Annotated in this window: 2 protein-coding genes; both read right to left on the reverse strand. The window is 74.0% G+C overall.

The features are described 5' to 3' along the window. Positions 1-34: 34 nt before the first annotated feature. Positions 35-7555, reverse strand: a complete 7521-nt coding sequence (locus ABD946_RS16665; RefSeq protein ID WP_345284313.1) for a beta-ketoacyl synthase N-terminal-like domain-containing protein — start codon at positions 7553-7555, stop codon at positions 35-37. Positions 7556-7646: 91 nt separating this feature from the next. After that, positions 7647-14840 (reverse strand): SDR family NAD(P)-dependent oxidoreductase, encoded by a 7194-nt coding sequence (locus tag ABD946_RS16670; protein WP_345284315.1) that lies wholly within the window; start codon positions 14838-14840, stop codon positions 7647-7649. Positions 14841-14898: the final 58 nt, after the last annotated feature.

Raw genomic sequence — 14898 nt, forward strand, 5'->3', positions numbered from 1 at the left:
CCGACCCGGCAAGCCCCGGGTGTCTGGTGAGCCGTCAGACGGCGTCGGAGCGGACCTCGATGGCCACGTCGGTGAGTTCGTAGATCCGCAGGCCGGGCTTCCAGAGGTCGGCGTCGGCGATCACGACCACCCGGCCGGGCTCGCGGCGGACCTCCTTCACGTGCACGTCGAAGCTCAACTCGCGGTCGTGGCGCAGGATCTGGCCGCGGTACTTCCAACTCATCGGCACGTCCACGGCCAGCCCGAAGCGGGGCTGCTCGATCCCCTCGGCCAGGCCCTGCTCCAGGGCGAAGAGCCGCAGGCCCTGGAGGATCGCCTCCACCCCGAGCGAGCCGGGCATCACCGGGTCGCGGTGGAAGTGGCAGTCGAAGTACCACTCGTCGGGGCGGACCTCGCGGTGCCCGTGCAGGTAGCCGGCCCCGAACCTGCCGCCGCCCTCGACCAGGTCGACCCGGTCCACCAGGGCGTAGTGCTCGCCCGGCAGGTGCAGCCGTCCACCGGTCGGGTCGGTGAACGCCGGTGCGTCCGAGGGGAGTTCGATCCGGCGTACGTTCGCCGGCTGCTCCTGCTCGATCCACGGGGCCACGTACGTCCCCGCGTCCAGGCCCACCTGGTTGGCCAGCGCCGCGTCGCTGAAGTAGCCGAACAGCGACTCGCCGACGTAGAACACCTCGCCGTCGGCGGAGAGTTCGTAGCTGAAGTTCTGCAGCACCGCGCCGGACATGGCGCTGGTCATCAGCAGCTTGGAGTGGTGGCGGATGGTCTTCCCGCGCAGGTCCAGGTCCTTGACCAGGGTGGCCTTGCCGTCCAGGTTGCGGATCGCGTACTGCTCCTCCGGGCGCTTCAGGGTGGCGCCCAGGTAGTAGCCGAGCAGGATGGCGGCCTGCAGCGAGGTCTCCATGTAGACCGCGTTCGGCATGTGCGGGTGGGCGTTCTGGGTGTAGTACCAGGCGTCCGCCGGGGAGTCGTACTCGGTGACCATCTCCGAGCCCGGGTTGAGGTCGCCGCGGGTGCCGTCGAGCCGCATGATGCGGTCGACGAACTGGAAGTCCCCGTTGGGGATGTAGGGCGCGCGACTGTTCGCGTAGACGTCGAACTCGGGGCCCATCGCGGTGCCCAGGTCGCCCTTGGCGGCGTGCGCCAGGTGCAGCTCGTTGATCATCGCAGGCTCGCCGCTGCGGTTGCGCCGGCCGAGGAAGACCGGGACGCCGCCCGCCTCCGGACGGTACGGGGTGCCCTCCTTCTCCCGGATCTGGATGCCGAAGTTGTGCATCCGGATCACCGGCTTGTCGCCCAGGTAGACCAGGATGTCGGCGATCACCGAGGGGCGCGGGAGCAGGGTCAGCTCCATCACCTCGATCTCGTAGCGGATCTCGCTGTGCTGCGGGGTGATCTGGCCGCGCACCTGGACCTCGGTCTGCAGGCCGATGATGGTCTGGAAGCGCGCGTCCGGCAGCACCAGGTGCATGCCCTGGTGGAGCAGGTAGGCCTGCAGGGCCTGCACCGCGCCCTCGGCCACCATGGAGCCGGCCAGCACCGGGTCGTCCGGGAAGTGGCACTCGAAGTACCAGGCATCGGGCTGCAGTTGCTTGCTCGCGGTGAGCAGGCCGAGGCCGCGCGGGCCGCCGGTGCGGTCGATGTGCAGCTCGTCGATCATCCGCAGCCGGGCGTCCGGCAGCCGCAGCGCCGGGTTCATCCCCTCGTCCTGAGCGTGGTGCGGGCCGAACACCTCCCCGGGCTTGCCCTGGGCCAGCAGCTCCAGATCGGCGGCGGTCAGGTCGTTGTGGCCGGTCTCCGCCAACGGCTTGAACCAGGTCTTCTTCAGCGCGGCCCGCTCGGCCTTCTGCTTCTCGGTGATGACGACGCCGAGCGGGGTCTCCAGCTCCTGCTGGCTGAAGAAGCCGGCGCAGGCGTCCTTGAGCTCCAGGATCAACTCGCCGTCCGCGTAGCAGAGGTAGGAGAAGAAGAAGATCGTGGTCTCGCCCTGGGTGACGAAGCGGTTGATCGAGATGTCGTAGCGCAGGGTCTGCCCGGCCTTCGGCAGGTCGCCGTGGAAGACCAGGGTGGAGTCGAGCAGGCGGTAGACCCGCTTGCCCTTGTTCTTGAAGTCGATGCCGAGGTAGCTGATCAGCAGCAGGTCGCACTGCCCGGCCTCGATCGCCACGGCCGGCGGCACACCGCCGTCCACCGTGTACCAGGCGTCCTCGGGGACGTCGTACTCGGTGCGGATGAAGGAGGGCTGGTAGACGCCGGTCTCCGCCTTGAGGTCGGTGACCCGGGTGACGAAGTGGTAGGGCTCGGCGGGCAGGCGCACCCGCTTGCCGTAGGAGTCGATCTCGGCGAACTCGGCGCCGAAGACCTTGGCCAGGCTGCCGGTGGCGAACTCCAGCAGGTCGGCCTGGTCCCAGATCACTCCGGCCGGCTTGGCCGGGGCGACGGGCTGCGGGGTGACCGGCGGCAGCACGGCGGCGGGCAGCACCGGGGCCTGAGCCGGGGCCGAGGCCTGCGGGACGGTGGTCTCGATCGCGAAGGCGATCGGCTCGGGGGCCGGGAGCACCGGCAATCCGGGCTGCACGACCGGCGCCTGGGAGAGCAGGGCCTCGGCCCGGCTGAGGGTGGACTCCTGGAGCACCCGCTGGGTCTCCATCACCACCGAGTGGGTGGCGAGCAGCTGCTCGCGCAGCTCGCGGACCAGCTGGCCCGCCGGGCTGACGCCGGGCTGCGGCGCAGCCGCCTGCGGAGCGGTGTCCTGCGGAGCAGTGGCGGCCACGGACTGCCGCGCGGGCAGCTGGGCCACCGGGGCCGCCTCGGGCTCGGCCCAGGGCAGGAAGGAGATCGGCTCGCCGTCGAAGGTGATGACCTCGGGGTCGGCGACTGACGGATCGACAGGCATCGGGGGCTGGCCCTCCACGGGAACGGGACCGGACGGTCCGGGGGACGGCGGGACGACGGCGGACGGCCGTACCGGCGGGGTGGGCGGGGCGGCGGGCGCGGCACTCACCGCAGGAGGCCCGGCCATGATCGCGACGGGCCCGGACGCACCGAGGGCGGTCACCTGCCCCGGCTGCGCGGGCGAACCCGCCCCGGCGGGAGCGGCGGCGGCCGGACCGGCCGCAGCGCCCACACCGGGCCGCGCGGCCGCACCCGCACCCGGCAGGTCGATCGAGGCGACCGTCCCGCGCGGAGCGGCCTGAGCCACCGGGCCGGCCGGCACGGTCGCCGCCTCGGCGCGGCGGCGCCGGGCGGAGACGGCGGGCGGGGCGCTGGACGCGGCGGTGGCGGCGAGCGGTGCGCCCGGCACGATGCCGACGCCCGCGAAGGCGGCCGGGGCACCCACCGTGCCGCTGACGACCGGCCTGGCCGCGGCGGCCACGGCGGCCGGGATGGACGGGCCGCCGCCGACCGGGAAGCGCAGGCGCTTCCGCCCCTCCGGGGCGGGCAGCTCACCGAGCAGCCCGGTCAGGTCGAGCGGGACGCCGTGCGCCACCAGCCGGGCCGCCAACTGGGCGATCGCCTTGGTGGCGGGCACCCCGCGCCGGTCGACCGAGACCGCCACGTGCGGGTGCTCGGCGCCCAGCGACTCCTTCACCCAGCGGGTGCAGGTGGAGCTGGGGCCGACCTCCACGAAGTAGCGGAAGCCCTGCTCGTACGCGGTGCGGGTGAGCTTGGGGAAGTCGATGGTGGAGCGGAGCGTGTGCGCGATCCGCCCGGCGACCGTCTCCCGGTCCAACTCTCCCACCGTGCCGTAGTCGTAGGCGGTGAAGAGGTCCAACTCCCCGACCGGGCCGACCGGGTGGTCATTGAGCTCGGCCAGGCCGGCCAACTCCTCGTCCACCACCGGGCAGTGCATCACCGAGTTGACGGGCGAGCGGGCCGAGGGGCAGCCGAGCTCGGCGATCAGCGCCTTGCACTGGTCGGGCGCCCCGGCGATGACCACCTCGTTGGGGGTGTTGACGTGGGTCAGGTACACCCGGTCGTACGAGGCCATCGCGGCCCGCACGTCCTCCGCCCCGGCCAGCAGTACGTGGCTGCCCCAGACCGCCGAGTCCGGCGCGTCCTCGGCCAGGCCCCACAGCTCACGGACCGTCCGGCGCGGCCCGCAGAGCCGGTCCTTGAAGAGCGGGGTGGCGCTGATCCGGTCGTCCCGCCGGGCCTCCCGCAGCCAGCCGCCGGTGGCGAACAGCATGCTGCTCTCCCCCAGGCTGTAGCCGAAGGCGCCGTGCGCCCTGACCCCGAGCAGCTCACGGACCAGGTCGGTGTAGAGGATCGCGAAGCTGGTGCCGGTGGCCAGCATGAACGGCAGGTCACCGCCCAGCTTCTCCTCCAGCCCCATCAACTCCCGCTTCCCGAGCGGCTGCTGGGAGCGCGGGTGGAGCAGCGCTGAGCGGAAGGCGCGGTCCGGCTGCTCGGCCTCGGCCTCGAAGCGGGTGAGCAGGCCGGGGAAGGCGCGGAACAGGTCCCGGCCCAGCCCCGGGTAGGAGTTGAAGGCTCCGGGGTAGACCAGCGCGACCTTGCCCTCCGGGCCGATCGGCCGCGCGGTGGCGTAGCTGCCGGCCGGCGTGGCCCACTCCTCGTCCCGCGCGAACACCCCGGGCAGGTCCCGCCGGGCGGCGGTGAGCTGCGCGGTGAGGCTGTCCGCGTCGGTGCCGACCAGCACCGCGCGCACGGTCCGACCGGGCGTCAGGCGGCGGCTCGCGGCCACCGCCAGGGCGTACGGGTCGGCGTTGACCGAGAGCAGGTCGAGGTGGCGGTCCAGTTCGGCCAGCAGCCCAGCGCGGTCCTCGGCGCCGAGGGCCAGCAGCACCGGGCCGCCCGCCCGCCGCCAGTCCCGTTCCACGCTCGCGCCGCGGGTCTGACCGGCGGAGAGCACCAGGTGTCCGTGCGCCCCGCCGCTGCCCAGGAAGCTGACCGCCGCGTACCGGCGGGCCGAGCGCTCGGCGCGCAGCCACGGACGGGACTCGCCGGGCAGGTGGAAGCCCGCCGCCGCGAAGGTCTCCGCGTGCTCCTCGGCCGGGCCGCGCCAGTTGGGCACCCCCGGCAGGTAGCCGTGGTGCAGGGCCAGCACCGCGCGCAGCAGCCCGGCCATGGTGGCCGCGCCCTGGGTGTCGCCCAACTGGGCCTTGCCGCTGCCGAGTGCCGGCTCGCAGGCCCCGGCGGGGTAGACCTCCGCCAGTGCGGTCAGCTCGGCCGCGTCCTGCTCCGGCGTGCCGCCGGCGTGGGCCTCCAGGTAGCCGACCTCGGCCGGGCCGACCCCGGCGAGCGCCAGCGCCTCGCGGGCCGCCTCGGCGAACAGTGCCGGGTCGGCCTCGGGAAGCTCCCCGGCCACCGGGACGGCGTGCCGCACCACGGCGGCGTCCAGCCGGGCGTACACCTGGCGGTCGCTCCCGGGGCGGGCCACCACCACGGCGCCGGCTCCCTCACCGATCCGCCAACCCTGGCTGCCCGCGCCGAAGCTGAGGCCCGCTCCGGTCACCGGGGCGTCCTTGCGCAGCAGCAGCGACTCGGGCGAGCCGGCCAGGTCGACGGCGCCGACCAGCACCGCCTCGATCTCCGGGTCGAGCAGCAGCAGCCGCGCGATGTCCAGCGCCTCGGCGGTGCCGGCGCCGTCGGAGGAGATGGTGAAGGAGGGGCCGGTCAGGTTCCACAGGGCGGAGATCCGGCTGGCCATGATGTTGCCGATGTAGCTGAGCACCTCGTTGGCCACGATCGGCTGGTGCACGCCGTCCCGGGCCGCCGCGGCCAGCTGCTCGACCTGCTGGTCCGTCAGCTCCAGACCGGCCGCCGCGTACGCCTCGCGCAGCCGCCCGGCCAGGCCGTGCCGGGCCAGGTGCAGGTGGGCGCTGGGCTCGATCTCCATCGCGACGACCACCGCGACCCGGCGCGGGGCCGGCACCGACTGGCCCTCGGCCGGGGTGCGGGCGAAGCCCGCGTCGGCCAGCGCCTCGTCGGCCACCTTGGCCATCAGGGCGTGCTGGAGGTTGTAGTTGCGCAGGTCGGCCGGCGGGATCCGGTAGTCCACCGGGTCGATGGCCACCTGGTCGACGAAGCCGCCCTCCGGCACCGGGCCGGACTCCATGCCGCGCCAGCGCAGTTCGGGCAGCGTACGGAACGCGTCGGCGCCCTCGTGCAGGGCCCGCTCGAACTCGGCCACCGTCTCCAGGGTGCCGAAGTGCGCGCCGAGCCCGACGATGTCCAGCGCGGGCGCCTCCACCGGCTGCGCCTCGGCCACCTGCTCCGCCGAGTTCGACAGCACCACGTGGGCGTTGGTGCCGCCGAAGCCGAAGGCGGAGACCGCCGCCCGGCGCGGGCCCTCGTGCGCGGGCCAGGCCGTCCGCTCGCGCACCAGGGCGCCGCCGACGGTGGCGTCCACCGGGGTGTCCACCCCGACGGTGGGCGGGAGTTCGCCGTGCTGCATGGCCAGGATGACCTTGAGCAGACTGCTCAGCCCGGCCACCGTCAGCAGGTGCCCGATGTTGCCCTTCACCGAGCCCAGCAGCGGCACCTTGCCGTGGCCGCCGAACCAGCGGGCCACCGACTCGGCCTCGGTGGAGTCACCGGCCGGGGTGCCGGTGGCGTGGCACTCCAGGTAGTCGATCGCGGTCGGCTCGACCCCGGCCTCGGCGTAGGCGAGCTGGTAACTGCTGTGCTGCCCGGCCGCGTTGGGGAGCAGCAGGTGACGGCCGGCGCCGTCGTTGGTGAGCCCGATGCCGTCGATCACGGCGTGGATCCGGTCCCCGTCGCGCTGGGCGTCGGCGAGGCGCTTGACCGCCACCATCCCGGCGCCCTGGCCGGTGAGGATGCCCGCCGAGGAGGAGTCGAAGGGCTGGCTGAAGCCGTTCTCCGGGTAGGCGTGCAGATCGGAGAAGGAGAGGTGGATCAGGGTGGGGTCGGGGGCGCAGACGCCACCCGCCAGCACCAGGTCCGCCTGGCCGGCCGCGAGTTGGTCGCAGGCCAGCTTGAGCGCGTAGAGCGCGGAGGAGCAGGCGGCGTCCAGTGCGAAGCGCGGACCGCCGAGGCCCAGGGCCGCTCCCGCGACCCGGGCCGGAGCGCCGCTGACCCGGGCGTCGGCGGGCTCGGCGGCGGCCGGCTCGGGCAGGTCGAGGCCGGGCAGGCCCGCCTCGCGCAGACCGGCCAGCACGGCGCGGTCCACCAGCGGCAGGCTGATCCGAGCCGAACCGGGCGTCGGGAACGAGTAGTTGCCCATGATCAGGCCGGTCCGGGCCAGCAGCTCCGGGCGTCCGTCGGCACCGCTGTCGCGCAGCGCCTCGCGGGCCACGTGCAGGGTCCAGTGGAAGACCCGGTCCAGCCCGGCCAGCCGGTCGGCGTCCAGCAGGTAGCCGGTGGGGTCGAAGTCGAAGCCGGAGACGAAACCGCCCCGGCTGCAGTAGATGCGGTGGGCCGGGTCCTCGTCGCGGGGGTCGGCCTGCGGGCCGAACACCTCCGCGCCGCCCTCCCGGCGGCTGTCCACGCCCGCGCTCAGGTTCTGCCAGAACTCGGCGGGCGTGGCCGCGCCGGGGAAGAGGCAGGAGAGGCCGACAATGGCGTACTTGCTCATGGAAGCTGTGGTCCTTTCCGGAGCCTGACGGGGCCGGGGCCCGGCCGGCCGCCCACGGGGGACGGCCGGCCGGACCCGGGTGCCAGGTACGTCAGTTGGCGGCGAACTTGGCGGCCAGCTGCGGGGTGGAGACCAGGCTGATCCCGCCGAAGCGGGCCAGCACCCGGCCGCCGGGGGCGCAGGCGGTGACCGTCAGGGACGCGCTGACCCCGTTGGCGGAGACCGGCTCGACCACGATCAGGAAGGGCTCACCGTCCGGCAGGGCCTGGAACAGCTCGGCACGGGCCACCGAGAGCGGCAGGCTCGCGGTCGAGCGGTAGAGCCGCATCCACACCAGGGCGGCCTGCAGCAGCAGGTCGGCGGTGCCGGGGCCGTACAGCGAGGCGCCGAACGCGCCGTTCCCGGGCCGGAGTTCGGACAGCTGCGCCTCCAGCACCAGCCGGGACTCGTCCTCCGCCAGCACCTTGCGCAGTCCGCGCAGGGCCTCGCCGTGGAAGAGCGTGCCGTCGGCGTAGAAGCCGGCCGCGTCGCGGCCGCGGCCCAGGGCGGGCAGCCCGGCCATGCTCGGCCGGTTCACCTCGCCCGCCGGGTCGGCACCGAGCACCACACCGGCCGCGTAGTGCGGACGGACCGCACCGTCGGCGGCGACCGAGCGGATCACCACCTCGGTGGTGGCACCGTCACCGGCCGGGGAGGCCGCCAGCTGGAAGCTGCCGTGCTCACCGCCGTCGAAGGTGACGCCCTTGTGCACGGCGAAGTCCCGGACCTGACGGACCGTCCCCCCGCTGAGCCGCTCCACCGCACCGACCGCCCAGCCGAGCGCGACGGCGGCCGGCAGCACCGGCACCCCGCCGATCACGTGGTCGGCCACGATCGGGTCACCGGCCAGCACGTCCAGGCGGCGCTCCAGCACCGTCGCCTCCGGCACCGACTGCTCGCGGACCGAGAGCGGCGTCGTCGGGCCCAGCACCGTCACCACGTCCTGCCCGCGCTCCGGCGCGAACTGGCCGGTGAACAGGGCCGTGCCGACCTCCTCCGGGATCAGCGTGATGCCGCGCTCCCGGAACACCGCCTTGATCTGCGGCGAGACCATCCCGCTGTCCCAGGCACCCCAGTTGAGGGCGGTCACCCGGGCCTGCGGGTGCTTGCGCTTCCAACCGGCCGCCCAGGCGTTCAGCGCCTCGTTGGCCATCGCGTAGTCGGACTGGCCGCGGTTGCCGAAGAACCCGGCCACCGAGGTGAACAGCACCACGTGCTTGAGGCCGTCGGCCGGCAGCGCGTCCAGCACCGAGCGCAGCCCGGTCAGCTTGGGCGCGAAGACCCGCTCGATCTCGCTGGCCTTCTTGGCGCTGATCAGCTGGTCCGCCAGCACGCCCGCGCCGTGCACCAGACCGGTCACCTTCGCGGCGTACGGGGCCAGCGCCTTGGCGGTGGCGGCGGCGTCGGTGATGTCCACCGCCAGGTACTCCGCCGTGCCCCCGGCCGCCTGCACCTCGGCCAGCGTGCGACGGATCTCCCGCTCGCCCACCACGCCCTGGTACAGCTGCTCGACCCGCTTCGGGGTCGGCTTCTCACCCGCGGTGCGCAGCTGCGCGACGGCGGCGGCCTTCAACTCGGCGTCCCCGGTGATGCCCTGGGCCCAGGCAGGCTCTCCGGCCAGCGCGGTGCGGCCGAGCAGCAGGAAGCCGGGCTTGTGGGTCGCGGCCAGATCGACCACGCAGCGGGCGGTGATGCCACGGGCTCCGCCGGTGACCACGATCAGGTCCTCGGAGGTCGGCGCGGCCACCGGCTCGGTGGTGGCGGGGAGCTGATCGGTGGTCAGCAGACCGAGGGTCACCCGGCGGGTGCCGTCGTGGCCGACCTGCACCGGCTCGGCGGCGGCGTCCAGCAGCTCGTCCAGCAGCAGCTCGACGGCGGCCGCGTCCGACAGGGCCGGAGCCAGGTCGACCGCCCGGCAGAACAGCTCCGGGGCCTCCACGGCCAGGGTCTTCACCAGACCGCCGTACCCGCCGGACGGGGCCAGCGCCTCGTCCACGCCGGCGAGGCCGAAGCCGCCGTCCAGCCGGGTCACGGTGGCGAAGCAGGCCCGGCCGCCGTCGGCGGCCCGGGTCAGCGGCTCGACCAGGTGCTTGGCGGTGAGCAGCGCGTGGGACAGCCGGCGCACGCCGTCCGCCCAGTCGCCGTCCCGGCGGACGGCCAGGTTGACGGCCAGTCGGACCTGGGTCAGCTCCTCGATCCGGTCCGCCAGCTCGTTGACGCCCCAGCTGTTCAGCGCCAGGTTGCGGACCCCCTCGACCTCCCGGGTCACCCCGGGCAGCCGCAGCACCTGCACCTGCCAGCCCTCGGCGGCCAGCCGCTCGGCCAGCACCGGGGTCAGCTCCCCGCCGTCGTCCACCAGCAGCGCGCCGGAGCCGGCCGGGTAGGCACCCACCAGGCGGTCCGGGAGCGGCAGTTCGGTCAGCGTGGCGTGCGTGCGGCCGAGCCGGCCGGGCAGCACGGCGGCGACCGGCGCGGACGCCTCCACCACCGGAGCGGCGACGGGCTGGGGCGCGACAGTACCGGACATGAACTCGACGATCTGGCCCAGGGTGCGCAGCTCACCCAGCTGCTCGGGGCCCATGTGCGTGTCGCTCGGGAACTGCTCGGAGAGCACACCCAGGATCTCGACCCGCTTGATCGAGTCGATCCCCAGGTCCGCCTCGACATCCATCCCGAGGTCCAGCATCTCCACCGGGTAACCGGTCTTCGCCGACACCACCGCGAGCAGCGCACCCGCCACGTCGACGGCGGGAGCCGCCGGGGCAGCGACCGGCGCGGCGACCGGCGCGGCGGCCGGAGCAACGGCACCGGACATGAACTCCACGATCTGACCCAGCGTGCGGAGCTCACCGAGCTGCTCGGGGCCCATGTGCGTGTCGCTCGGGAACTGCTCGGAGAGCACACCCAGGATCTCGACCCGCTTGATCGAGTCGATCCCCAGGTCCGCTTCGACGTCCATGCCCAGGTCCAGCATCTCCACCGGGTAACCGGTCTTCGCCGACACCACCGCCAGCAGCGCCGACGCGACATCAGCACTCGGAACAGCGGCGACCGGAGCGGGAGCGGCGGGAGCGGGAGCAGCCGGGGCCGCAGCGCTCATGAACTCCACGATCTGGCCCAGGGTGCGCAGCTCACCCAGCTGCTCCGGGCCCATGTGCGTGTCGCTCGGGAACTGCTCGGAGAGCACACCCAGGATCTCGACCCGCTTGATCGAGTCGATGCCGAGGTCGGCCTCCACGTCCATGCCCAGGTCCAGCATCTCCACCGGGTAGCCCGTCTTGGCGGAGACCACCGCCAGCAGGGCGCCGGCCACATCGGCGGCCGGAACGGTGGCGACCGGAGCCGCAGCCACCGGAGCCGCAGCCACCGGAGCGGAGGCACTCATGAACTCCACGATCTGGCCCAGGGTGCGCAGCTCACCCAGCTGCTCCGGGCCCACGTGGGTGTCGCTCGGGAACTGCTCGGAGAGCACACCCAGGATCTCGACCCGCTTGATCGAGTCGATCCCCAGGTCCGCCTCGACGTCCATGCCGAGGTCGAGCATGTCGATCGGGTAGCCGGTCTTCGCCGACACCACGGCCAGCAGGGCCGACGCGACGTCGACCGTCGGTGCGGCGGCCTGCACGGGGGCCGGGGCCGCCACCACGGGCGCCGGGGCGGCCACCGGAGCGGGCGGCAGTGCGGCCACCGGAGCGACCGGGGCGGGGGCGATCTCCCGTACCGGGGCCGGGGCCGGTGCCACCTGGGCGACCGGGGCCGGGGCGGGCACGGCGACAGTCGGGGCCACCGGGGCGACCGGAGCGGCGAAGGCGGCCGGCACCACAGGGGTGGGTGCCGGGGTGCCGCCGAGCTCCAGGGCGGCGAGGTCGCGGAGGATCTCGTTGGCCCGCAGGTGGGTGCGGCCGATGGCGAGGCCGTGCTCCTTGACGGCGGTCACGCCGCCGAGCACCTCGGCCAGCCGGCCCTGACCGACCGCGTTCTCCAGCAGACCGGCGAGCCGCTCGGCGCTCTGCATCTGGCCGTTCATGTAGTCGTCGTGCAGGGCGAGGTGATCACTGATCAGCTCGGACAGCCGGTCGGACCGGCTTTCGTGCTCCACGGGTGCTGCCTCCTGGGCAGGTACGGGGACGGCCGGGGGTATGACCGGCGAGGCGGGTTGCGCAACCACCGGCACCACCGGGACGGCGGGCCGCACGGCGACGGGAGCCGGGGCGACGACGGGTGCCGGAGCGGGCGTCACGGCGACGGGCGCTGCCACCACCGGAGCCGGAGCCGCGACCGGAGCCGGGGCCGGGGCGGGCTTCGGGGCCGACGCCGGCACCGCGGCGGCGGCCGGGGCCTGGGCCGGGGCCGACGGAGCCGTGGAGACCCGGTAGCCGTTCTCCAACGCCTCCTTGTAGGCGGCCTTGCGCTGCTCGGACACGTGGTTGATGCCGTTCAGCGGCACCGCCATGCCCTTCTTCCCGGCCTCCTCCGCCGTCTCGGCCGCCACGTACGGGTCGGCCGCGGTGAGCGGCAGGCCGAGCACCAGCAGCTGCGCCACCGCGCGCTTCAGCGCGACGTCGGCGTCACCGCCCGGGCCCGGGTCCAACTGAACAGCCTGATGCGGGCGTTCACCGAGGATGCGGCGGACCAGCTGGGTGAGCACACCCTTCGGGCCGAACTCCACGAAGGTGCGGAACCCGGCCGCGTACATCTCCTCGACCCGGTCGGCGAAGTGCACGGGGTTGACCAACTGCTCGGCCAGCACGGCCCGGTTGGCCGCGACGTCCGCGCCGTAGACCGCACCCGGGGTGTTGGCGTACACCGGGCCGCGCGGCTCGCGCACCTCGACCTGCTCGACGCTCGCGCGGAAGGCCTCCACCGCGTGCGCCACGTACGGGGTGTGGAAGGCGGCCGAGACCGGCAGCCGGCTGGCCCGCACACCGGCGGCCTTCGCCGCCGCCACCAGGGCCTCGATCTCGGCGGTGCCGCCGCCGACCACGATCTGGTCGGCCGCGTTGCGGTTGCAGACCACCACGCCGTCGCGGGCGGCCAGCAGCTCGGCGACCTGCTGGTCGTCCGCGCTGAGCGCGGCCATCGCACCGGGGTCGAACCCGGCCTCGGCGGGCGGCGCCATCGCGGCGCCCCGGGCCCGGGCCAGGCCGAAGAAGGCCTCGTCGTCCAGCGCCCCGGCCGCCCAGAGGGCGGTCAACTCGCCGAAGCTGTGGCCGAGGTGGCCCTCGGCGGCGAAGCCGAGGTCGCTCAGGTAGCGGAACTGGCCGGCCGCCAGCGCGCCGATCGCGGGCTGCGCGTACTCGGTGCGGCGCAGCGCCTCCTCCTGACCGCCGCGCGAGGCCGGGTCGAAGGCCGGCGGCGGGAAGGCCACCCGGGAGAGCGGCTCGGCGCCGGAGAAGCGGCGGTTGGCGGCGTCGAAGGCGGCCCGCAGCGGCGGGACGGCGAGCACGGCCCGGTGGCCCGGGTTGACGTACTGGCTCCCCTGGCCCGCGAAGAGCGCGCCGACCTTGCCGAACTCCCCTGCGGTGGAACGGAAGTAGACGCCCTTGGGGTGCGCCCACTCGGTCACGCCCGGCTTGGCGGCCAGCTCGGCGGCGGCCAGCGCGCGCAGCTCGGCCAGCTCCTCCGCCGTCCGGGCGACCAGCGCGATCCGCGCGTGCCCGGCCGGAGCCGCCTCCACCGACTCCGGCCCGTTCAGCGCCCCGGCCAGCTCGCCGGCCGTGGCGGCGTGCCAGTGGTGCACCCGGGCGACCGGGAAGAGCACCTTGAGGTCCTCGCCGTCGCCGTACTCCTCCAGCACCACGTGGAAGTTGGTGCCGCCGAAGCCGAAGGAGGAGATCGCCGCCCGACGGCGCTCCCGCTCCGGGTCGCGGATCCACGGCCGGGTCTCGGTGTTGACGTAGAACGGGCTGTTCTCGAAGTCGATGGCCGGGTTGGGCTCGTCCACGTTGATGGTGGGCGGCAGCAGCTTGTGGTGCAGGGCCATCGAGAGCTTGATCAGACCGGCCGCGCCGGCGGCCGCCTTGGTGTGCCCGATCTGGGACTTGACGCTGCCGACGGCGGCGAACTGCCGGGCCTCGGTGGACTCGGCGACCACGGCCGCCAGCGCGGAGAGCTCGGTGGCGTCGCCGACCGCGGTGCCGGTGCCGTGCGCCTCGAACAGCTCGATGCTCTCGGGCGTGCAGTCCGCGTCCTGGTAGGCCCGCCGCAGGGCCGTCATCTGGCCCTCCTTGCGCGGCGCGTAGATGGACTTGAAGCGGCCGTCGCTGGAGGCGCCGATGCCCTTGATCACGGCGTAGATGGTGTTGCCGTCGCGCTCGGCGTCGGCGAGGCGGCGCAGCGCCAGCATGCCGATGCCCTCGCCGATCAGGGTGCCGTCGGCCTCCTTGTCGAAGGGGCGGATGCGGCCGGCCTTGGAGAAGGCCGGGGTCTTGGCGAAGCAGAGGTACATGAAGATGGTGTTCTCGGCGTCGCAGCCGCCGACCAGCATGGTGTCGGAGCGGCCCTCGATCAGCTCGCTGATCGCGGACTTCACCGCACCGAGCGAGGAGGCGCAGGCGGCGTCGATGGTCATGTTGATGCCGCCGAGGTCGAGGCGGTTGGCCACCCGGCCGGCCACCACGTTGCCCAGCATGCCGGGGAAGGAGTTCTCCTCCCAGGGCGCGAAGGCCAGCTTGAACTTCTCCGCGATCTCCTCGGCGTCCTGCTCGGAGAGCCCGACGCTGCGGGCCACCTCCTTGATGACCGGGGTCTGCAGACGGGCCGAGAGCGGCTGGGTGAGCTGGTTGGCGCCGGTGACGCCGAGCACCACGCCGGTGCGGGACGGGTCGTACCAGCCCTGGTCGGCCCCGGCGTGCTTCAGCAGGTCGCGGGCGACCATCAGGCTGAGCAGCTGGAGGACGTCGGTGACCTCCAGGGTGTTCGGCGGCAGGCCGAACTCCAGCGGGTTGAACTCCACGGTGGGGATGAAGCCGCCGTGCCGGGAGTAGGTCTTGTCCGGCGCGTTCGGGTCCGGGTCGTAGTGCTCGTCCAGGTCCCAGTGGTCGGCCGGGACCTCCTCGATGCAGTCGGCCGCCGCCACCACGTTGGACCAGAACTCCCGCAGGTCACGGGACTTGGGGTACAGGGCGGACATGCCGACGATGGCGATCGGGTCGTTGGCGAGGCGGCGGTCGAGCTCGCGGTCGCTCGGTCTGCCGGCTTCGAGGGGAGTGTGCTTCGGGGAGTGCGCTGGCTGCGAAGGGTTCACGGCGGGGCTCTCTTGGTCTCGGATGGCCGGGTCTGCCGCCCGGCCCGGGCCCGGCGAA

This window comes from Kitasatospora albolonga, assembly GCF_039535905.1.
Classification (GTDB): domain Bacteria; phylum Actinomycetota; class Actinomycetes; order Streptomycetales; family Streptomycetaceae; genus Kitasatospora; species Kitasatospora albolonga.